The following is a 21,368-nucleotide window of genomic DNA, read 5'->3' as shown; positions in this document are numbered from 1 at the left end:
TTCTGAGACGACTTTACGGGGCGTACGTCACACACTCGCGTCGAGCCGCCTCTACTCACAGTTGTCGGACCCGCGGGGCAGTATGGGGCCATGCCCGACTCCGACCTCCCCGCAAAACTCGGCAAACCGGCCGAGCGCGCCCTGGCCGCCGCCGGAATCCACCGCCTGGCCGACCTGACCGCATGGACCGAACGTGATCTCGCCGCACTGCACGGCGTCGGTCCCACCGCCATCGCCAAACTCCGTACGGCCCTCACCGAACGCGGCCAGAGCTTCGCGCCGCGTCAGTAGCCGACGTAGCCGTTGCCCTGACTCATCGCCGCGATACCCGGGACATTCGAGAGCGAGCCGTATCGCTCGATCGCGTATCGGGTGCCGGCGATAATGTTGTCGACCGGATTCCAGATGTCGTCGTGGCCGTCCAGCTTGTAGGAGTTGAAGGTCGGGTCGATGGTCTGCATCAGGCCCTTGGATGGAATGCCCGCCGCGGCGTTGCTGTCCCAGAGGTTGATGGCGTTGGGGTTGCCGCCGGATTCCTTCTCGATGATGGTGGCGATGATCGCGGCGTCGCTGTCGCTGATGTTGTAGCCCTTTTCGCGCAGCGCCTTGATGGCTTCCTCGATCCACTTCTTCTGATCGCCGGTCGGCATGGTGGTGGGGACGTTGTATGACGTCGTGCTGCCCGAATGCGAACTGCCGGAGGAGGTTCCGGAGCCGCTGCCGTTGTGGTTGCTCGACACGTAGCTGGGCCTGCTCGCATTGGAGGCTGGCGTCGTGCTGGTGCTCTGCGTCTGTGACGCAGTGAAATTCGGGTCGCCGAGGCCGCTGAAGGCCTTCTCCAGATTCTGTACGGCGGTGTCCACCTTGACTTTTGCGTCGTTGGCGGCCTGCTCTGCTTCCTTCAGTTTGAATGTGATCTGGTTCGACCAGTTCGCGGCGTCGGTCTGGGCACGTATCGTGAGGTTTTGGGTGTCGGCGTTCTGGTTGTCCTGGCCGGACAACGGGCCGAGCAACTCGGCGATCCGGGCTGTGGGATCGATGGTTCCGTCGGAGTTCACCGTGAAGCCGGTGATGAGACCCTGGCCGTCCGCCGGAATCGGCGAGGCGGTCTGGATCATATTGCGCAGCTTTACGATCTCGTCCTTGAGGTGCTGCAGTCGACCCACCTCGGCCTGGAACGCCGTCTGGAGTTCGTGCAACCGCGTACTGACTTCGGAGGCACGGGTCTGCTCGGCTCCCATCCGCGTGTTGGCCGCAGCGGCTGCGGCACCGGACCAGACCTTGTCGGTTCCGAGCTTCGCGGTGTCTTCGGTTCCTTTGCGGATTGCGGCATCCAGATCCGTCGAGATCTTGAACGCGTTGTTTCCGGCGGTCGTGAGATGCTCCGGCTCCCACTTCGCGACATCGTCGAGACTGAGGGTCATGGCAGTTGCAGGCCGATCATCTTCAGGTTGTTTGTGAAGTCGGTTTCGGCGACTTCGAAGGCGCCCGCGGCGTTGTGAGTGATCGAGGCGATTTTCTCGAGGCGCTCGCCGATTCGGGTCAGGCTGCGGTTGACGGCATCGGTGGCCGGTGGCACCGCAGTTCCGAATTGGGTGCCGGGCAGTGCGTTTACCGCGATGCTGAAGCCATCACCGACATTGAGTCTCTTGATGCCATTCGCCTCATCGCCCAGACTCTTGGCGAATGTCTGCAGCGCGCCCGCATCGACCCGCAACATGCCCGGGTCTATTTGATCTACCACGAAAAACTCCCCCTTCGTCCCCACCTCAGGTCGCGGTCAGCATAGCAAAATCGGGTGGTGTGGACAGGGGGTCGACGGTGGGTGGTTAGGTTGGTCATGGCGTCGGTGATGATGTGGGTGTCGCCGAATGGACAGAGAGGTCGGCATATGCGTGCAGCCCAGGTCAGCAAGCTGGAGGGGCCGGAAGCGGTCGAGGTCGTCGAGATTCCGGAGCCGGCGGCATATCCCGGGGGTGTGGTCATCGACGTGCACGCGGCCGGGGTGGCGTTTCCCGATGTGCTGATGACGCGGGGTCTGTACCAGATAAAGCCAGAGCTGCCGTTCGTTGTCGGCGGCGAGGTGGCTGGGATCGTGCGCGAGGCTCCGGAGGGCGCGCACATAACGGCGGGGGATCGGGTGGTCGCGCTGACGATGCTCGGCAATGCCCTCGCCGAGGTGGCGGTCACGCCGACGCAGATGGTGTTCCGGTTGCCGGACAACGTATCTCTGCAGGCCGGGGCCGGAATCCTGTTCAACGATCTGACCGTGCACTTCTGCTTGCGCAACCGCGGCAGGCTGGCCGCGGGGGAGACCGTGCTGGTGCACGGCGCGGCGGGCGGCATCGGCACCTCGACACTGCGGATGGCGGTCGCGCTGGGTGCGAGCCGGGTCATCGCGGTGGTGAGCACCGAGGAGAAGGCGGCGGTCGCGCGTGCCAACGGCGCCACCGATGTGGTGCTGACCGACGGCTGGCTCGCGGCCGTCAAGGAGCTGACCGGTGGCCGCGGTGTGGATATCGTGCTCGATCCGGTCGGCGGCGACCGGTTCACCGACAGCATCCGCAGCCTCGCTCCGGCGGGCCGTCTGCTGGTGGTCGGCTTCACCGCCGGTGAGATCCCGACGGTCAAGGTGAATCGACTGCTGCTCAAGAACGTAGAGGTGATCGGCGCGGCCTGGGGCGAATGGGTGATGACCCACCCCGGCTACCTGACCGAGCAGTGGGCCGAAGTCGAGCCATTGCTGGCCTCCGGCAAGATCACCCCACCGAAGCCGGTGCTCTACCCATTGGAGCGGGCCGCCGATGCGGTCGCTTCCCTCGACAACCGCACCGCCACCGGCAAGGTCGTCGTCACCCTGCGCTGACCTCGAGCCGCGCCCGAATCGGTGCGCCGCTCTCGAATTCTCCGACCATTCGATGCACGGCGCGACAATTCGCGCCCGGCGGTACGGTGATCTGATCATGAAGCCGGCCCACCTCTCGCCCGACCACCACCCCTCATGGAATCGCTGCGCAGATGCTGTCTAATCGGGTACTGAACCGGACGTTGCTCGCACGCCAGCATCTGCTGGAGCGTTCGGCGCTGAATGTTTTCGAGATGTGCGAGCATCTGGTGGGCTTGCAGGCCCAGGATTCGCCGCCGCCGTTCGTCGGATTGTGGAGCCGCATAGCGGATTTCGATCCTGCGACCGTTTCGGCGGCCCTGGAGGATCGCACGCTGGTGCGAATCACCTTGATGCGCGGGACGATTCATATGGTCACGCCGTCGGATGCGCTGCGCATCGCACCGCATATCCAGCCCGAGCTCGAAAAGGTCCCCTTCCGAAAGGGTTTCAACTACGGCGCGATGGTCGGGTTGGATCCGGACGAGGTGCGTGAGCACGGCGAGGCCGCGCTCGGTGACGAGCCGATGTCTGCGGCTGACCTGCGCGCCAAGGCCGCGGCGATCTACCCGGATCGCGATGCCGGTGCGGTGCTGCAGACCTGGCTGTACCAACTGCCCGTATTGCAGACTCCGCCGCGCGGCAGGTGGAAGGACAACAGCAGGCCGGTCTGGTCCCGCGTCGAACCCTGGCTCGGGGCTCCGCTCGAACACGACTATCCGTTGGCGGAGTTGGTCTTTCGTTACCTGCGCGCCTTCGGTCCGGCCAGCACCATGGATATGCAGACCTGGTCGAAGCTGACCGGCATGAAGGCCGCCGTCGAACAGCTCGGCGACCGCCTGCGCACCTACACCGATGAACGCGGCCGCACCCTCTACGACATCGTCGACGGCGAACTCGCCGATCCCGACCTGCCCGCGCCGGTTCGCCTGCTCGGCTGGTACGACAATGCGATCCTCTCGCATCAGGATCGGACCCGAATCGTGCCCGACGGCATAGCGCCACCCCTGCGCGCATTCGCCGCCGCGGTATCGCCGGTGCTGGTCGACGGCTACCTCGCCGGGTTCTACAAGATCTTCATGGAGAGGGGCGTCGCTCGACTGCGCATCACTCCGACCCGGAAGTGGTCGGCCGCGGAGCGCACGGCGGTGGACGCCGAAGCCCATGCGCTTGTCGGGTTCCTGGAGGCCGATAAGCAGCGGCGCGTCGAAATCCTCGACGTGCACGCCGATCTGCGTCCCTGACCAGGTTTAACACCGCCGAAATACGGGGTCGTTAATCTGGCTCGCACGTCGTTCATGGCTGAAACGGACGACGGGGGCCGCCGAATCCGGGCGGGCGAACCAGCCGCATTTCCCAGGAGGAATGCCGCGTGGTGCGCAATCGACCCCATTCGTCTGTCATCGGCAATGTCACCGTCTATGCCCGTGTCGGCGCGGGTGCGCAATGGTTGTCGGGCCAGGACGTCGTCGTGGTGGACGGCGTCGTCACCGCGATCGGCACTGGCGCGGGGCGCGACCACCGTGCGCTGCCGTTCGTCGACGGCGACGGCGGTCATCTGATTCCCGGCTTCGTCAACACACACACCCACCTGCAGCAGGCCGTACTCCGCGGCATCGGCGAGGGCCTGCCGCTGCTGGAATGGCTGCACTGTGTCGGTGAGCGCACCGTCCTCGCCACCCCCGAGCAGACCTATCTCGCCGCCCTCGCCGGTGGCGCCGAATTGCTGCGCGGTGGCGTCACCACCGTGGTCGAACATCTGTGGCCGAATCGCTCGACGGCCGTGCACGACGCCATGATTCGCGCGCTGAATGAACTGGGTATCCGGGTCATCCTCGGTCGCGGCGTCGCCGACCGCGCCGATGTCACTCGCAAATGGGGTATCGATCCGCGACTGATGCAGCCGCTGCCGGAGGTTTTCGCACATCTCGACGACCTCGATGCCCGGCTGGCCGGTTCGCGCATCGACACCGCGCTCGCGATCCCCAATCCGCGGTGCCTGACTCCCGACGGCATGGCCGCTGCCCGCGAATATGCCCAGCGGACCGGCAAGACCGTGTCGATACATGTACTCGAAACCTCCACCGACGAGGACATGTGCCGATTACATGCAGGCCGTTCAGCGGTGGACTACCTCGACGCGGGCGGCCTGCTCTGGGACCGGACCCTGGCGGTGCATTGCGTCCACCTCGACGCCGAGGGCCTCGCGGTGTTCGCCGACCGTGGCGTGGCCGTCTCCTACAACCCGCTGAGCAATATGCGCCTCGGCAGCGGCGCCGCGCCCGTGCTGGAGATGCTGGCTGCCGGAATCGGTATCGGCCTGGGCGTGGACGGCGCCGCCAGCAACGACACTCAGGACATGCTGCTCGCGCTGCGCATGGGCTCCTATCTGCAGCGCGTCATCCGAAAACGGGCAGACATCCTGGGCTTCGACGACATGATGCGGCTGGCCACCTGCGGCGCCCAGCGCGCGCTCGGCCACCCGGTGACCGGTCCCGGCCTCGCGGTGGGGGACCGGGGTGACTGCGCGCTGATCCGCTTCGACCGGGATTTCGCCTGCCTGCCGGTGCTCGATCCCGGCGCCACCCTGCTGACCGTGGCCTCGCCGCGCGTGGTGGACACGGTCTGGGTGGACGGGGAACCGGTGATTCGCGACGGCGTCAGCACCCGGGTGGATACCGACACACTGGCGGACCGTCTTCGTAGCATGTGATCTTAGTTAATTAACTGGAAACGAGCCAGCAATTGCATGTAATCGAGATCAATAACACTGATTGCAAGCAATGGTTGCACGCAAGACCTGATGGTCGGTGAGAGAAGGTCAAGTGAGGCAGATACTGCACAACACGGTCCAGGACGCCGATGCGAGGACGCTGCTCTCGGGCATGGAGGTGTCGTTTGCCAACGCGCACAAGCGATTCGGCGACACCGTCGCACTCGCCGATATCAGCCTCGATATCCGGCAGGGCGAATTCGTTGCCGTCGTAGGCCCGTCCGGCTGCGGCAAGTCGACGCTGTTGCGCTTGGCGGCCGGGCTCGAGCCGGTCAGCTCGGGAGCCGTTGCGGTGCGTACGGATTCGATCGGGTTCATCTTCCAGGAGGCCACCCTGCTGCCGTGGCGCAAGGTGTCGCGCAACGTGGAGCTCTCCGCCGAACTGCGCGGAATCGACCGAAAGACTCGGCGCGCGCGGGCAACTCGCGCACTCGCCGCGGTCGGCCTTGCCGAATTCGCGAACAGCCTGCCCGGCCAGCTCTCCGGCGGCATGCGCATGCGCGTCTCGCTGGCCAGGGCGTTGTCACTGGAACCACGGCTGATGCTGCTGGACGAGCCGTTCGGTGCGCTGGACGAGATGACCCGCCTGAACATGCAAGAAGAACTGTTGCGGCTATACCGCGACAACGGTTTCACCGCGCTGTTCATCACGCATTCGGTATCCGAGGCGGTCTTCCTCGCCTCGCGCGTGGTCGTCATGTCCGCCCGACCCGGGTGTCTGCACGAGGTGATCGACGTCGATCTGCCCTACCCGCGCAGTCAGGAGCTGCGCTTCGAGCCCGCCTTCACCGAATTGGTCGGGCGGGCCTCCGATTCGCTGAAAGAGGCTTGCTGATGGTCAGTATCGTGGCACCGGTCGCCGCCTCCGCCGAACCGGCACAACGGCTTTCGCTGCGGGTGCGACCACGCGCCCTCGCCAAGGTCGCGACACCGGTGATATCGATCGGACTGGCAATGGCCGCCTGGTACCTGGTCTCCCTGGTGGTGCTGGCCCCGGATCGCCGATTCCTGCTCCCGCCACCGCATGTCGTCCTCACCGAATCGCTGGCGAATCCGGCGAAGCTGGAGGTGATGCTGCGCGCACTCGGCGTGACCGCGAAAGTCGCGGTCACCGGGCTCGCGGTGTCAGCCGTGCTCGGTGTCGCCATTGCCGTGCTGATGAGTCAGGCCAAGCCGATCGAGCAGGTGGTGTATCCATACGCCGTCGTCCTGCAGGCGATCCCGGTGCTCGCGGTGGTTCCATTGATCGGGCTCTGGTTCGGCTATGGCACCTCGGCCCGCACCATCGTCTGTGTGCTCATCGCGATCCACCCGATCATCGCGATGACGCTGTTCGGCATCCAATCCATCGATCAGAACCTGCGTGAACTGTTCACCCTCGGCCGGGCCGGTCGTTGGCGCAGGCTCATCGCACTCGAACTACCGGCCGCACTGCCCTCGATCATGACGAGTCTGCGTACCGCCGCCGGACTTTCGGTGACCGGCGCGATCATCGGCGACATGTTCTTCGCGCAGGGCCGCCCCGGCATCGGCACCCTGCTCGACAACTACCGCGCCCGACTGCAATCCGAGGACCTCATTGCCGCACTGGTGCTCGCGGCCCTGTTCGGCGTCCTCGTCTTCACGATCTTCACCGCCGCCCAGCGGCTCACCGTCGGCCGCTGGCACGGCTCGGGCCGCTAGCCCCATTCCAGGAGAACCCATGAAAATACCCTTGCGCCGCATCAGTATCGCGGCCATCGCCACCCTGGTGGTCGCCACCGGCGCCGCTTGCTCCGGTTCCGACACCGAAACCGCCGCCGTCGACCTCCCGGCCGCGCCCGCTGAACAGCAGCTGGCCGGGAAGTGTCCGAATACCGTTGTCGTGCAGCTGCAATGGGAACCCGAGACGGACTCCGGCCCGATCTTCGGACTGCTCGGCCCCGGCTATCGGGTCGATGCCGACAACAACAAGGTCACCGGCCCGCTGGTGGTCGACGGCAAGGACACCGGGGTCGACCTGGAGATCCGTGCGGGCGGACCGGCCATCGGCTTCCAGACCGTGCCCTCGCAGATGTATGTCGACCAGAGCATCACCCTCGGGCTGGCCCACTCCGAGCATTCGATAGCCGCGGCGGGCCAGCAGCCGATCGTCGCGGTGACGACGCTGTTGCGGAACAGCCCGCAGCTGCTGATGTGGGATCCCAAGACCCACCCCGACTGGCACGGAATCGCCGATATCGGGAAATCCGGAGCGCCGATCGTCGTTTCGCAGGGCCAGCTCTATCCGGACTGGCTGGCCGCGCGGGGACTCGTCGACCCGAAACAGATCGATGCCTCTTACGACAACTCGCCGTCCCGCTTCGTCGCGGGCCCGTCCTTCGCGCAGCAGGGCTTCGTGAACTCCGAGCCCTACGTCTACGAGCATGAGGTCCGCGCCTGGGGCAAGCCGGTCGGCTATCAGCTGCTGCGCGACGTCGGCTACGAAGGTTACGCCCGCACCGTCAACGTCCGCGCCGACCGACTGAACGAGCTGCGCCCCTGTCTGCAGCGGCTCGTCCCGATGATCCAGCGGGCGACCGCGCAGTTCCGTGCCGACCCGTCGCACGTGAATGATGTTGTCGTCGACGTGGTTTCGAAGAACCCCAAGTTCAGCCCCTACAGTGCCGAACTCGCCGCCTACGGCTCGAAGGCGCTCATCGATGGCGGCCTGATCGGCAACGACACCGACGGTGCGGTCGGCAGTTTCGATATCGCCAGGGTACAACGCGTGATCGACGAATTCGCCCCGATCCTGCGCCGTGGGGGCGCGAACGTGCCGAACAACCTGACCGCCGATGCCATCGTCACCAAGGAATTCCTGGACCCGACGATCGCCGTCGGCAGCTGAAACCCAACGCAGACAAGGACGGACACCATGACCGCCAGTTACGACCTGTCCGAAGTATCGCGTGAGCAGCAGATGGGCGGACTCGGTGCGGAGACCGACGCCCGCGAGATCCGCGTCATCGATCTGACCGACTTCGACGAGCGTCGCGCCGAGATCACCGAACAACTATGGGCCGCGGCTACCGAGATCGGCTTCTTCCAGCTCTCCGGCCACGGCATCCCGCAGGACCGGATCGATGACGTATTCGCCCGCACCGCAGAGTTTTTCGCGCTCCCGGAAGCGACCAAGGCGCAGTACCCCCTGGTCAAAGCGAACAATGCAGGCTGGGAGAGCCTGAGCCAGGTGCGCCCGTCCATCGGCGTGCCCGACCAGAAGGAGTCCTATCAGATCACCCGCCCGCATATGACCGAGCTGTGGCCGAGCGAGGCAGAAATGGCCGGATTCCGTAGCGAGATCTTGGATTTCGAGCATCGGGCATGGACCGTCGCAATGCGCGTGCTGTCCTGCTTCGCCGATCGCCTCGGCTTCGAGCGCGACCACTTCACCAAGGCGCACGATCCGAATTCCGCGCAGTATCAGAGCACGCTGCGGTTGCTGCACTACTTTCCGGTGCCAGCGGAACTGCAAGGCGTTCCCGGTCGCTGGCGCGCGGGTGCACACACCGACTTCGACTGTCTGACCCTGCTTTTCCAGCGCGACGGACAGGGCGGCCTGCAGGTGTGCCCCGGCAAGGAGATGCACGAGCAGCAGTGGACCTCGATCACCCCGTCATCCGCGCTGATCACCTGCAATATCGGCGATATGCTGACCCGCTGGAGCGATGACGAATTGCCCTCCAACTTCCACCGGGTGCGCAGCCCGGGCACGGGCGAATACCAAGGCGACCGCTACAGCATCGCCTACTTCGCCCAGGCCGACCGCGACGCCGTGATCCAGGGGCCACGGCGCACCTACCCGCCGGTCACCGCCGCCGACTTCCTCACCCAGCGTGTCCAGGCCAACTACCGGTCGCACGGGTAATTTCAGCAGCGAGACGAAAGGAAACACTGCGATGACCGACCCGGATGCGACGACCGCCTCCGCGCTGCTCGGCGCCTCCGTGCACCGGCAGGTCAGGCAGATGGTGCTGACGGGTGAGCTGGAGCCGAGCGCGCCGTTGAGCGTTCCGGCGCTGGCCACCCGGCTCGGCGTCAGCCGCAGTCCGGTGCGCGAGGCCGTCCAGCAGCTCATTTATGAGGGCCTGGCCGTCAATGTCCCGCACGCGGGCGCTCGGGTTGCCGCAATCGACGACGACCAGGTGCGCGATGTGCTCGCGGTGCGGGCCGTACTGGACGGCCTGGCCGCTGCCGAGGCAGCGGCGAAACTGACCGAGGCCGATCTGGCGAAGCTGGCGACGATCCTGGCCGAGCAAGAGGAGAACCTGCGCGGCGCCGCCGACACCGCCCGCGATACCGAACTCGACCTGGAGTTCCACACCTTCATCCGGGACCGGGCCGGCAATCGCCCGCTCGCCGACGAACTGGCCCGGCTCGAAGCCCAAGCGCATCTCTACCGCGGCGATCTCTGGCGCTCCGAACTCAACCGTCGCGTCGCCCTGCGCGAACATCGCCGCATCGTCGAAGCCCTCGAATCCGGGCACGCGCAGGACGCGCGCGCGGCGGCCGAGGCGCACGTCCGCGGACTCACCACCCGCCTCGGCCGACGCTGACCGGTATCGGGTTTGCCTGCGGCGGTAGCGGATTCGTGTCGCGGGGTCGCCACTCCTGCGCTACGTCGAACGTGGTCGACGTCCGACCCGTACCGCGGGCAACGGCTGACCGGGCCCGGCCACCAACTGCTCGACGATATCGGTCGTGATCAGCACACCTGCGGTGAGTCCCACCACGGCGATGGCGGGCAGCGTCGAAGACACCATGGCGACCACGATCAACGCGATGGCCGCGGCGAGGCGAGTCGTGGCCACATTGCGGAGCATCCGCCACCGATTCACCACCAGGGCGACGAGGAATAGCGCCGCACCACCCGGTGCCAGCGCGGCGGCGACCCCGTGCGCGGTGTGCACGGGATCGGCGACCGCATGCCCCAGCCCGACAGCCACCGCGACCAACCCGGACACCAGCCCTAAATGCCCATAGCTCAGCACATCTCGCACGATCAGCCCGGGTGTCGGCATCGTCGCCAGGGCGTGCTCGAGCAGTCGCGCCGAGCGGTGGAAATAGATCCACCACAGCCCGGCGCCGACGAGGAAGGCCAGCACCAACGTGGTCACCACCGCCGGATCGAGGCCGGTCGCGGTGGCCTGCGCGCCCGCGTCGACCACCGATTCGCCCAGCGCGATGATGATGAATAGACCGAACCGCTCCACCAGATGCGAGACCCCGATCGTCCGATCGCGCAAGGCCCGGGCGTACAGCAGCGGTGCTGCCAACTGCACGACGAGCGCGCAGGTCCAGGCCCATATCCGTGTGTGCTCAGGTAGCGGCGCGGTCGCGAATATCGCTATGCCGGTGACCAATCCGATGCTGAAGGGGTTGATGGTGGTCGCGAACCCATTGGTGCGGATGACGGCGACGAACAAGACGATCCGCAGCAATAGATGCGCACCCGCGAAAACCATTGCGGCCCCGCGTGGTTGGTCCAGCGCGGCGGGCGCGGCCACCGCCATCAGGAAGATGCACAGCCCGGACCCGAACAGCACCAAGCGCTGAGCGTTGTTCTCCTCCACCGTATTCACCAGGATGGTGACCCCGACCCACCCCCACCACAGCGGCGCCAACAGCACCAGCGCATGGCCGAGCGTGCCGATCGAGGTGTGGTGGCCGAGCACATGCGCGGTCTGCGTGACCGCGAAGACGAGGACCAGGTCGAAGAATAGTTCCGCCCAGGTGGCGCGGGCATGGGGTGTTGCGGTAGTGGATTCGGCAGGCTCGCTCATCGAAATCTCGTACTCGGTGACACAGGAAGTACGAGCTTAGATGGATTCAGCGCTCCGGGGTGTCCCGGTACGCGGGCGCTTTCGTCGTTCCGGTCGGTGTGAGCGTGCGCAACAGCGGCAGCGTCCGGTGCGCGACCACCGTCGACAGCACGATCACACTGTGCGAGCGCACCACCGAACTCGTCCGGTCGATGCTCAACAACACCGTCTGGAGTCCGGCATGTGAATCCGCGCCGATCCGGCACAGCACATCGCCGGAGCCGGTGGTCGCATATGCCTCCAGCACACCGGGAATCGCGTCGAGTTCGGTCGCCACCGCATCCAGCGCACCCTGTGCGATCTCCAAGGTGACGAAGGCCTGCACATCGAAACCCGCTGCGGTGACATCGATCTGCGGATCATAGGAGGAGATGACGCCCGACTCCTCCATCCGCCCGATGCGCGACTGGACGGTGGCCCTGGCGACCCGGGTGCGCCGGGACAGCTCGAGAATGCCCGCCTTCTGATACTCGTGCATCGCGGTGAGGATGGCGAGATCGAGTTCATCCAGTTTCGCGGGCGTGCGCGACATGACGGCCTCCGTTCGGGGCGCGACCGGCGTGGTGCGGGTCACTTGTGGTGCTATTCAAATTGTCCAGCATCAGGGGTGACTTGCTAGCCGATTTCGCCATAGTGTCTAACCGAAATCGATGATGTTGCCTATCCGAAGGGTCGGCGATTTCCTTGGATCATGACCATCGAGCATCTGCGGAACGCCCAGCGACAGAGCGGCCCGCTGCCCTCCGACGGTGAGTTGCGCCGGCTGGTCGGTCTGGTCGACCACGACGACAGCGTCGATCCGTTCCCGGTCATCGGCTGGGATGCACTGGTCTGGGTGGTCGGCAACGCGACCCAGACCGCGCACTTCCTGGAATCCGCCTTCGGCATGCGGCTGGAGGCCTACTCGGGGCCGGAGACCGGCAACCGAGATCACAAGGCCTATGTGCTGCGCAGCGGCGCGGCCAGATTCGTCGTCAGCGGCGCGGTCGCCCCGGACAGTCCGCTGGTCGCACACCACGATCGGCACGGCGACGGCATTGTCGATATCGCGCTCGAGGTTCCGGATGTGGACCGCTGCATCGAATGGGCACGCACGCACGGCGCGACGGTCCTGGTCGAACCACATGACGACACAGACGAATTCGGCACCGTCCGCTCGGCCGCCCTGGCCACCTACGGCGAGACCAGGCATACGCTGATCGACCGCTCCGAGTACTACGGGCCGTATCTGCCCGGATATGTCGCCCGCCGCTCCGGATATCAGCCCCGCGTCGGCACTCCGACCAGGCTGTTCCAGGCCATCGACCATGTCGTCGGCAATGTCGAGCTCGGCATGATGGACGAGTGGGTCGAGTTCTACCGCCGCGTCATGGGGTTCACGAATATGGCCGAATTCGTCGGCGACGATATCGCCACCGAATACTCGGCGCTGATGAGCAAGGTGGTGGCCAATGGCAATCACCGGGTGAAGTTCCCGCTCAACGAACCCGCGATGGGTAAGAAGCGTTCTCAGATCGACGAATACCTGGAGTTCTACCGCGGCCCGGGCGTGCAGCACATCGCGCTGGCCACCAGCGACATCCTCGAATGCGTCGATGTATTGCGCCGCGAGGGCGTCGAATTCCTCGAAACGCCGGACACCTACTATTCCGATCCCGAACTGCGCGCTCGCATCGGTCACGTCCGCGTCCCGGTGCGCGAGCTGCAGCGCCGCGGCATCCTGGTCGACCGCGACGAAGACGGCTACCTGCTGCAGATCTTCACCAAACCGCTCACCGACCGCCCGACCGTCTTCTTCGAACTCATCGAACGCCACGGCTCACTCGGCTTCGGCAAGGGCAACTTCAAGGCCCTGTTCCAAGCGATCGAACGCGAACAAGCCGCCCGCGGAAACCTCTAGCCGCACGTCCGATTACCGCACTACCAGCCACGACGGAGCGAGTCTTACGAGCGAGGAGTTCGCGGCCCGTCTCGCGTCCGAGTCGTCGAAGCGCATGCGACGTAGTCGCGAGTCTCGACGGCTCGGACGCGAGACAGCGGGGGGCCGCGAACACGCAGCGCCGGAGGCGCTGCCAAATATTCAGTAGAGTTCATCGCATGCGGATCCCGTCGGCGATCATCACCGGTCTGGCCTTGGCATTGACGCTGTCGGCCTGCGGCTCGGACGGTGACTCCGATTCCTCGAACGCTCCGCTGCGCCCGCCGCCGAAGGTCGCGACGCTCGGCCCGTTCGTCGGTGAGTGCGGCCATGTCACCGATCAAGAGGTGCGCGATATCGCCGGGTTGAGCCAACTCGCGCGGGTCAACCGGAATTCGGTCGGCTGCAACTTCCAATCCGCCGGACTCGCTTCGCCGAGTGTCACTTTCGCGTCCTATCGGGGTAGCCCGATCGATCGCGAGAAGGCCTGGGTCTCCAATGTCGGGCGCGATCCGGAGACCATCGATGTCGGTGGCCGCAAGGGCTTCCAGGCACTCGATCCCAGCGGTTCGGTCTGCGATCTCGCGGTGCAGCTCGATGACGATTTCTTCGAATGGTCGATGTCCTACGGACTGTTCTCCGAGCAGGGCAATCCGTGTGACCGGACCCGCAAGCTGGCCGAGTTGACCGTGCAGCGGCTGCAATGAGGGGAATGCGGATGAGTTCACGTCCTGGTCTGCGGGTTGCGGCCGTCGCCGCCGCGGTGCTCGCGGTCGCGATGTCCGCGGGCGGCTGCGGCAAAACCGTCAAGGGTTCGGCGCATCCGGCGGGCGGCAGCGGCACCACCACGATCAATACCAATTTCGACAAATTGCTGCGCGAATGCGAGGTGGTCGGGCTCGACCAGATCGGGGCGGCGGTCGGCAATGCGTCGGTCGTTTCCCCATCCTTCAACGGCGCGGTGTGCATGTGGGATGTCGAGGACGCGCCCGGCGGCTCGGCCATGGTGACCCTGAACTGGTACGAGGAAGGCTCGCTGAACAACGAGAAGTCCAATAACGACAAGCTCGGCTACAACACCGAGAACATCACCGTGCAGGGGCGACGCGGTCTGAAGACGACGCGTCCGAATGATCCCGACTCGTGCGGGGTGAGTGCGGGAGCCGCCGACACCGGCATCATCGGCTGGTGGATCAACTACCATCCCGGCGGCCATCCCGATCCGTGCGCGGGTGCGCAGAAACTGGTCGAGCTGACGCTGAATCTGGCGCGGTAGCCTGGCAGGTGGTAAAGGGCAGTAGGGCGTGCGAACCGACCCCACTTTGACCCTGTGTCGCGTCCACGAGTATCGTGGACCGCTGTGCCCGGAAGCATGCGGGCAAGTTCGTGCGCAAACGTAGGCCAGCGAGAGCGGCTGACCTTTCCGGCGTGCCCGGAATTCGGGATATGTCTTGCGTGCGACACGCCCGACCTCGGGACGCGAGAAACGCGGCCGGACGTGCGAGTGAAAGCTCGATGACAAAGACATGAAGTTCCAGACACCGCGTTAACTAATTAAGGAAAGCCGGTCTATGCCAACCATCAACCAGCTGGTCCGCAAGGGTCGTCGCGACAAGGTCGCCAAGACCAAGACTGCGGCCCTCAAGGGGAGCCCGCAGCGTCGTGGCGTGTGCACCCGCGTGTACACCACCACCCCGAAGAAGCCGAACTCCGCGCTGCGCAAGGTCGCGCGTGTTCGCCTGACCAGCGCGGTCGAGGTCACGGCCTACATCCCGGGTGAGGGCCACAACCTGCAGGAGCACTCGATGGTGCTCGTTCGCGGCGGTCGTGTGAAGGACCTTCCGGGTGTCCGCTACAAGATCATCCGTGGCTCGCTCGACACCCAGGGTGTGAAGAACCGCAAGCAGGCCCGCAGCCGTTACGGCGCCAAGAAGGAGAAGAGCTGATATGCCACGCAAGGGCCCCGCACCCAAGCGTCCGCTGATCAACGACCCGGTCTACGGTTCGCCGCTGGTTACTCAGCTGGTCAACAAGATCCTGCTGGACGGCAAGAAGTCCACCGCAGAGCGCATCGTCTACGGCGCGCTGGAGCAGGCGCGCGAGAAGACCGGCACCGATCCGGTCGTCACCCTCAAGCGCGCGCTCGACAACGTCAAGCCGTCCCTCGAGGTGAAGCCCCGCCGCGTCGGTGGCGCCACCTACCAGGTGCCGGTCGAGGTTCGTCCCGGCCGTGCCAACACCCTGGCGCTGCGCTGGCTGGTCAACTTCTCGCGCGCCCGTCGTGAGAAGACCATGGTCGAGCGCCTCGCCAACGAGCTGCTCGACGCCAGCAACGGCCTCGGCGCTTCGGTGAAGCGTCGTGAGGACACCCACAAGATGGCCGAGTCCAACCGGGCCTTCGCGCACTACCGCTGGTGACGTCTACCCGGCCCGTCGTTTTCTGGGTCGGGAGGCACAGTCGGAAAGCGGCACTTACCTGCCGCTTCCGGCGTTGACATAGAGACGACCACAGGGTCGTCCCCGAAAATCCCAACTAGCTACGAGCGGGGAAGATTTCCGTGGCACAGGACGTGCTCACCGACCTGAACAAGGTCCGCAACATCGGCATCATGGCCCACATTGATGCGGGCAAGACGACCACAACTGAACGCATCCTCTTCTACACCGGCATCACCTACAAGATCGGTGAAGTCCACGATGGCGCCGCCACCATGGACTGGATGGAGCAGGAGCAGGAGCGTGGTATCACCATCACCTCCGCGGCCACCACATGCTTCTGGAACGACAACCAGATCAACATCATCGACACCCCCGGGCACGTCGACTTCACCGTCGAGGTGGAGCGGTCGCTGCGCGTGCTCGACGGCGCCGTTGCGGTGTTCGACGGCAAGGAAGGCGTCGAGCCGCAGTCCGAGCAGGTGTGGCGTCAGGCCGATAAGTACGGCGTGCCTCGGATCTGCTTCGTCAACAAGATGGACAAGCTCGGTGCGGACTTCTACTTCACCGTGCAGACCATCAAGGACCGCCTCGGCGCCAAGCCGTTGGTCATCCAGCTGCCGATCGGCGCCGAGGACACCTTCGAGGGCGTCGTCGACCTGGTCGAGATGCACGCCAAGGTCTGGAAGGGCGAGACCAAGCTCGGCGAGAAGTACGAGATCGAAGAGATCCCGGCCGATCTGAAGGAGAAGGCCGAGCAGTACCGCCAGGAGCTGCTCGAGACCGTCGCCGAATCGGATGAGGCGCTGCTGGAGAAGTTCTTCGGCGGCGAGGAGCTCTCGATCGAGGAGATCAAGGGCGCCATCCGCAAGATGACGGTCAACTCCGAGCTGTACCCGATCCTGTGCGGTTCGGCGTTCAAGAACAAGGGCGTGCAGCCCATGCTCGACGCCGTGATCGACTACCTGCCGACCCCGCTGGACGATGGTGGCACCGACGGCCACGTCCCGGGCAAGGAAGAGGAGATCATCCACCGCGACGCGAACACCAGCGAGCCGTTCTCGGCGCTGGCGTTCAAGATCGCCGTGCACCCCTTCTTCGGCAAGCTGACCTACGTCCGCGTGTACTCGGGCAAGGTCGACTCCGGCGCCCAGGTCATCAACTCGACCAAGGGCAAGAAGGAGCGTCTGGGCAAGCTGTTCCAGATGCACTCCAACAAGGAGAACCCGGTCACCGAGGCCGTCGCGGGTCACATCTACGCGGTCATCGGCCTGAAGGACACCACCACCGGCGACACCCTGTGCGATCCGCAGAACCAGATCGTGCTCGAGTCCATGACCTTCCCGGACCCGGTCATCGAGGTCTCGATCGAGCCCAAGACCAAGTCCGACCAGGAGAAGCTGGGCACCGCGATCCAGCGCCTCTCGGAAGAGGACCCGACCTTCTCGGTCAAGCTCGACCAGGAGACCGGCCAGACCGTCATCGGCGGCATGGGCGAGCTGCACCTCGACATCCTCGTCGACCGCATGCGGCGCGAGTTCAAGGTCGAGGCGAACGTCGGTAAGCCGCAGGTGGCCTACCGCGAGACGATCACCAAGCCGGTCGAGAAGCTCGAGTTCACCCACAAGAAGCAGACGGGTGGCTCCGGCCAGTTCGCGAAGGTCATCATCGCCGTCGAGCCGTTCGTCGGCGAGGACGGCGCGACCTACGAGTTCGAGAACAAGGTCACCGGTGGCCGCGTGCCCCGCGAATACATCCCTTCGGTGGACGCGGGCGCGCAGGATGCCATGCAGTACGGTGTGCTCGCGGGCTACCCGCTGGTGAACTTGAAGGTCACGCTGCTCGACGGCGCTTACCACGACGTCGACTCGTCGGAAATGGCCTTCAAGATCGCCGGCTCGCAGGCCCTGAAAGAAGCGGCCCGTAAGGCCGGTCCGGTGATCCTCGAACCGCTGATGGCGGTCGAGGTCATCACGCCCGAGGATTACATGGGCGATGTGATCGGCGACCTGAATTCCCGCCGTGGCCAGATCCAGGCCATGGAGGAACGCAGTGGTGCCCGTGTCGTCAAGGCGCTGGTTCCGCTCTCGGAGATGTTCGGTTACATCGGCGATCTGCGGTCGAAGACCCAGGGCCGGGCGAACTACTCCATGGTGTTCGATTCGTACGCGGAGGTTCCGGCCAACGTGTCGAAGGAGATCATCGCCAAGGCGACCGGCGAATAGTCCGATTGGGGCAGGTGCAAGACTTGCCCCTATCAGCCGGGAGTCATGCACGACCCCCAATATGTAAACCGCACTGCTGCAACTGCACGCACCAACAAGTCCAGGAGGACACCAAGTGGCGAAGGCGAAGTTCGAGCGGACGAAGCCGCACGTCAACATCGGCACCATCGGTCACGTCGACCACGGCAAGACCACGCTGACCGCAGCGATCACCAAGGTGCTGGCTGACAAGTACCCGGATCTGAACGAGAGCTTTGCCTTCGATCAGATCGACAAGGCGCCGGAGGAGAAGGCTCGTGGTATCACGATCAACATCTCCCACGTCGAGTACCAGACGGAGAAGCGCCACTACGCACACGTCGACGCGCCGGGTCACGCCGACTACATCAAGAACATGATCACCGGTGCGGCGCAGATGGACGGTGCCATCCTCGTGGTCGCCGCGACCGACGGCCCGATGCCGCAGACCCGTGAGCACGTGCTGCTCGCCCGTCAGGTCGGCGTGCCCTACATCCTGGTCGCGCTGAACAAGTCGGACATGGTCGACGACGAGGAAATCCTCGAGCTCGTCGAGATGGAGGTCCGCGAACTGCTGGCCGCCCAGGAGTTCGACGAGGAAGCGCCGGTCGTGCGTGTTTCCGGTCTGAAGGCGCTCGAGGGCGACCCGAAGTGGACCGAGGCGATCGTTGAGCTGATGAACGCGGTCGACGAGTCCATCCCGGACCCGGTTCGTGAGACCGACAAGCCGTTCCTGATGCCGGTCGAGGACGTCTTCACGATCACCGGTCGTGGCACCGTCGTCACCGGTCGTGTCGAGCGCGGTGTGATCAACGTGAACGAGGAAGTCGAGATCGTCGGCATCCGCGAGAAGAGCACCAAGACCACCGTCACCGGTATCGAGATGTTCCGCAAGCTGCTCGACCAGGGCCAGGCCGGTGACAACGTCGGTCTGCTGGTTCGTGGTATCAAGCGCGAAGATGTCGAGCGTGGCCAGGTCGTCGTGAAGCCGGGCACCACCACCCCGCACACCGAGTTCGAGGGTCAGGCCTACATCCTGTCCAAGGACGAGGGTGGCCGCCACACCCCGTTCTTCAACAACTACCGTCCGCAGTTCTACTTCCGTACCACGGACGTGACGGGCGTTGTGACCCTGCCCGAGGGCACCGAGATGGTCATGCCCGGTGACAACACCGAGATGTCCGTCAAGCTGATCCAGCCGGTCGCCATGGACGAGGGTCTGCGCTTCGCGATCCGCGAGGGTGGCCGCACCGTCGGCGCCGGTCGCGTCACGAAGATCATCAAGTGATTCTCTGAATCGCTTTCGAACGGCGTCGCTCCGAAAGGGGCGGCGCCGTTCGGCATTTCGGGAGCGTTCTCGAGTGCCTCGGTAACCGGCCCGAGCGGTGGTCGACGTCGTGCTGCTGGATGGCGTTGTGCACAAAAAGGATTCGTCCGACTTCGCGTCCGTGTCGAAGCAGATCATCGCGACCGCCTGGACGAAATGCGGCGCCGCATCGAAAGGTGCGGCGCCGCTCGTGTTTTCCGTGTGCCCTGCCGGGGGACGGTATTCCTGTCCATGACGCGGTGGTCATCGCGTCTCACGGCCACTTTGGTTAACGTCGGGCAAAAGGGGTAAAGACCGGTTGATCGGAGGATGCAATGAGGAGTTCGGCGCTGGCCAGCGCACTCGACGTCACCGAGGGGACGTTGTCGCACGGTATGCCGTATCTCGCGCTCGGAGCGGGGCGCCCGCTGGTCTTCCTGCGGTGGTTCACTCCGGATCATGCCAATCCGACGGGGTTGATGCGACAGTCCGAAATCAAGACGTTGGCGCCGCTCGCGGCGCATTTTCGGGTGTATGCGGTGAACCGCGCGCCCGGTATGGCGGAGGGGACGACAATGGCCGATATCGCCGCCGAGCACGCGGACGCATTGTGGACCGAATTCGGTGCTCCTGTCGATGTTCTCGGCGTCTCCTCGGGCGGATCGCTGGCGCTGCAACTCGCGGCGGATCGACCTGCCGCGGTGCGCAGGCTGATCATCGCCTCATCTGGCTACACCCTGGAAAACGCCACCCGCGCGGCGCAACTGGCCTATGGCGAGGCGGCCTATGCCGGTAGGCGCGCACTGCACCATATGGCCGCCGTCGGTTCCACCTCGCCGATCGCGCAGCGCATCGCCGCTGCGGGTATGTGGCTGGCCGATCCCCTTGCGCGGCCGAAGAATCCGGCGGACACGCTGGCTTTCATCCGTGCCGAGGACTCCTTCGACCTCGGCGCTCGGCTCGGAGATATCACCGCGCCGACCCTTGTCCTCGGTGGCGACCGTGACGGCGCCTACAGCACCGAGACCTTCCGTCGCACCGCCGACGGCATCCCGGACTCGCACTTGATCATCTATCCGAATACCACGCATATCGGGGTCGTGAAGCGGTTCGTTCCCGACGTCGTCGCCTTTCTCGCCGACTAGCAGTTGTTCGGCGCTGGTTCGCCGCGGAAGCGCGCGGCGAGCCAGGAGAGCACCGAGGGGATGCCGAGGATGGCGGCACTCAGGTGTTCGGGGCGGTGAGATCTCGAAGGATTCGATTGATCTCCACAACTGGAACTTGTATCACGCACCGTGCACCCGCATTGAGAAGGCGAAGTCTTTCAGATCTCGGTGCTCAGCCGAGTTGGGTCATACCCGCCGCGACAACCTGGGCCACATTGCAGATTTCATCCGCCGTCGGCAGCGGCAGTCCGTCGAGCGCATGCAGCCGATCACTGCTGGCGATGGCGAACATCGCCGAAACCCAGGCCGCGGCACACGCGCGCAACGTGCCGGGCTGGACCGGGCCGGGCGCGCTTGCCTGCAGCACCCGAGCGGTGACGTCGAGCAGTTGATCGCGCAGGCGGCGCAATTGACGGCGCACGTCGGGATGGGTATCGGCCTCGCGCCACATGATCACGCGCAGCACCGACGAATGGTGATCGCGCAGATTGAGCGCGGCATCGAGATTGATCAGACTGGCCGCCGGATCGCCCGGTGTGACCACGGTGCGGATATCGGTGATGGGCTGGGCGGGCACCCGCTCGGCCATCAGTACGGACAGGATCGAATCCTTGGTGGGGAAGTAATAGAAGACCAGACCCTTGGGCACACCGGCGCCCTCGGCAATGGCCGCTGTTGCCGTCGCGTCGAATCCCTGTGCCGCGAAGAGTCGTTCTGCGGCATCGAGAATGAGCTGACGGGCGTCGCCGTCGACTTTTGCGCTACGACGACGCCCGCCTCGCCGGGCTTTCGGCATCTG

Annotated in this window: 22 protein-coding genes; 17 read left to right on the top strand and 5 right to left on the bottom strand. The window is 65.2% G+C overall.

The genetic code is table 11. From position 1 onward, the window contains the following. Window positions 1–90: 90 nt before the first annotated feature. Window positions 91–291, top strand: coding sequence for a helix-hairpin-helix domain-containing protein (locus ON44_RS29455; protein ID WP_040695860.1), 201 nt, complete (start codon window positions 91–93; stop codon window positions 289–291). Here ON44_RS29455 and ON44_RS29450 read toward each other — a convergent pair. Together ON44_RS29450 and ON44_RS29445 are read right to left on the bottom strand one after the other, a co-directional pair. Beyond that, window positions 285–1,424, bottom strand: a complete 1,140-nt coding sequence (locus tag ON44_RS29450; RefSeq protein ID WP_040695858.1) for a transglycosylase SLT domain-containing protein — start codon at window positions 1,422–1,424, stop codon at window positions 285–287. The two genes, ON44_RS29455 and ON44_RS29450, sit on opposite strands and share 7 nt — an antisense overlap. Next, window positions 1,421–1,744: an ESX-1 secretion-associated protein gene (locus ON44_RS29445; protein WP_245567383.1), complete on the bottom strand. Its 324-nt coding sequence runs from the start codon at window positions 1,742–1,744 to the stop codon at window positions 1,421–1,423. Before ON44_RS29445 ends, ON44_RS29450 begins: the two co-directional genes overlap by 4 nt. Window positions 1,745–1,891: 147 nt before the next feature. Between ON44_RS29445 and ON44_RS29440 the strand changes: the two genes are divergently transcribed. The 8 genes from ON44_RS29440 to ON44_RS29405 all read left to right on the top strand — a co-directional run bounded on the left by ON44_RS29440 (window position 1,892) and on the right by ON44_RS29405 (window position 10,234). Further along, entirely contained in the window at window positions 1,892–2,866 is a 975-nt protein-coding gene (locus ON44_RS29440) for an NADPH:quinone oxidoreductase family protein (RefSeq protein ID WP_040695892.1), read from the top strand. A 152-nt stretch (window positions 2,867–3,018) separates the two neighbouring features. Continuing rightward, window positions 3,019–4,128: a winged helix DNA-binding domain-containing protein gene (locus ON44_RS29435; protein ID WP_040695854.1), complete on the top strand. Its 1,110-nt coding sequence runs from the start codon at window positions 3,019–3,021 to the stop codon at window positions 4,126–4,128. 131 nt (window positions 4,129–4,259) lie between these two features. Continuing rightward, the gene (locus ON44_RS29430) at window positions 4,260–5,597 is read left to right on the top strand and encodes an amidohydrolase family protein (RefSeq protein ID WP_040695890.1); all 1,338 of its coding nucleotides are present in this window, start codon (window positions 4,260–4,262) and stop codon (window positions 5,595–5,597) included. A gap of 172 nt (window positions 5,598–5,769) precedes the next feature. Next, a complete protein-coding gene (locus ON44_RS29425) occupies window positions 5,770–6,492 on the top strand; it encodes an ABC transporter ATP-binding protein (RefSeq protein ID WP_051182577.1) in 723 nt (240 codons plus the stop codon). Further along, window positions 6,492–7,340, top strand: a complete 849-nt coding sequence (locus tag ON44_RS29420; protein ID WP_040695852.1) for an ABC transporter permease — start codon at window positions 6,492–6,494, stop codon at window positions 7,338–7,340. Before ON44_RS29425 ends, ON44_RS29420 begins: the two co-directional genes overlap by 1 nt. Window positions 7,341–7,359: 19 nt before the next feature. Further along, on the top strand, window positions 7,360–8,526 hold the full coding sequence (locus tag ON44_RS29415) for a periplasmic binding family protein (RefSeq protein ID WP_040695850.1): 1,167 nt from the start codon (window positions 7,360–7,362) through the stop codon (window positions 8,524–8,526). A gap of 27 nt (window positions 8,527–8,553) precedes the next feature. Next, window positions 8,554–9,546, top strand: a complete 993-nt coding sequence (locus tag ON44_RS29410) for an isopenicillin N synthase family dioxygenase (RefSeq protein WP_040695847.1) — start codon at window positions 8,554–8,556, stop codon at window positions 9,544–9,546. Window positions 9,547–9,577: 31 nt separating this feature from the next. After that, on the top strand, window positions 9,578–10,234 hold the full coding sequence (locus ON44_RS29405) for a GntR family transcriptional regulator (RefSeq protein ID WP_040695844.1): 657 nt from the start codon (window positions 9,578–9,580) through the stop codon (window positions 10,232–10,234). Between the two features lie 60 nt (window positions 10,235–10,294). Here ON44_RS29405 and ON44_RS29400 read toward each other — a convergent pair whose 3' ends face one another. Further along, window positions 10,295–11,461, bottom strand: a complete 1,167-nt coding sequence (locus ON44_RS29400) for a low temperature requirement protein A (protein WP_040695842.1) — start codon at window positions 11,459–11,461, stop codon at window positions 10,295–10,297. A 46-nt stretch (window positions 11,462–11,507) separates the two neighbouring features. After that, on the bottom strand, window positions 11,508–12,032 hold the full coding sequence (locus ON44_RS29395; protein WP_040695886.1) for an Lrp/AsnC family transcriptional regulator: 525 nt from the start codon (window positions 12,030–12,032) through the stop codon (window positions 11,508–11,510). A gap of 159 nt (window positions 12,033–12,191) precedes the next feature. Here ON44_RS29395 and hppD point away from each other — a divergent pair, with 159 nt between their 5' ends. The 8 genes from hppD to ON44_RS29355 all read left to right on the top strand — a co-directional run bounded on the left by hppD (window position 12,192) and on the right by ON44_RS29355 (window position 20,548). Beyond that, window positions 12,192–13,400, top strand: coding sequence for a 4-hydroxyphenylpyruvate dioxygenase (gene hppD, locus ON44_RS29390; protein ID WP_040695840.1), 1,209 nt, complete (start codon window positions 12,192–12,194; stop codon window positions 13,398–13,400). Window positions 13,401–13,597: 197 nt separating this feature from the next. Beyond that, the gene (locus tag ON44_RS29385; RefSeq protein WP_040695838.1) at window positions 13,598–14,125 is read left to right on the top strand and encodes a DUF3558 domain-containing protein; all 528 of its coding nucleotides are present in this window, start codon (window positions 13,598–13,600) and stop codon (window positions 14,123–14,125) included. Between the two features lie 11 nt (window positions 14,126–14,136). Continuing rightward, on the top strand, window positions 14,137–14,694 hold the full coding sequence (locus ON44_RS29380; RefSeq protein WP_040695884.1) for a DUF3558 domain-containing protein: 558 nt from the start codon (window positions 14,137–14,139) through the stop codon (window positions 14,692–14,694). 295 nt (window positions 14,695–14,989) lie between these two features. Further along, window positions 14,990–15,364, top strand: a complete 375-nt coding sequence (rpsL, locus tag ON44_RS29375; RefSeq protein ID WP_014353064.1) for a 30S ribosomal protein S12 — start codon at window positions 14,990–14,992, stop codon at window positions 15,362–15,364. Between the two features lies 1 nt (window position 15,365). Beyond that, window positions 15,366–15,836 carry a 30S ribosomal protein S7 gene (gene rpsG / locus ON44_RS29370; protein ID WP_014353063.1) on the top strand — a complete coding sequence of 157 codons (471 nt, stop codon included), beginning with the start codon at window positions 15,366–15,368 and terminating at the stop codon, window positions 15,834–15,836. A 140-nt stretch (window positions 15,837–15,976) separates the two neighbouring features. Continuing rightward, a complete protein-coding gene (fusA, locus tag ON44_RS29365; RefSeq protein ID WP_040695833.1) occupies window positions 15,977–18,079 on the top strand; it encodes an elongation factor G in 2,103 nt (700 codons plus the stop codon). Between the two features lie 115 nt (window positions 18,080–18,194). After that, the gene (tuf, locus tag ON44_RS29360; RefSeq protein WP_040695832.1) at window positions 18,195–19,385 is read left to right on the top strand and encodes an elongation factor Tu; all 1,191 of its coding nucleotides are present in this window, start codon (window positions 18,195–18,197) and stop codon (window positions 19,383–19,385) included. A 353-nt stretch (window positions 19,386–19,738) separates the two neighbouring features. Beyond that, the gene (locus ON44_RS29355; RefSeq protein WP_040695830.1) at window positions 19,739–20,548 is read left to right on the top strand and encodes an alpha/beta fold hydrolase; all 810 of its coding nucleotides are present in this window, start codon (window positions 19,739–19,741) and stop codon (window positions 20,546–20,548) included. A 193-nt stretch (window positions 20,549–20,741) separates the two neighbouring features. Here ON44_RS29355 and ON44_RS29350 read toward each other — a convergent pair whose 3' ends face one another. Continuing rightward, complete coding sequence (locus ON44_RS29350; protein WP_085998642.1) at window positions 20,742–21,365, bottom strand: TetR/AcrR family transcriptional regulator; 624 nt, start codon at window positions 21,363–21,365, stop codon at window positions 20,742–20,744. Window positions 21,366–21,368 lie beyond the last annotated feature (3 nt).

Origin of the sequence: Nocardia vinacea NBRC 16497, assembly GCF_000308835.1 — a bacterium.
In the GTDB taxonomy this organism is placed as follows: domain Bacteria; phylum Actinomycetota; class Actinomycetes; order Mycobacteriales; family Mycobacteriaceae; genus Nocardia; species Nocardia vinacea.
This window is presented reverse-complemented; position numbering and strand designations above follow the sequence as displayed.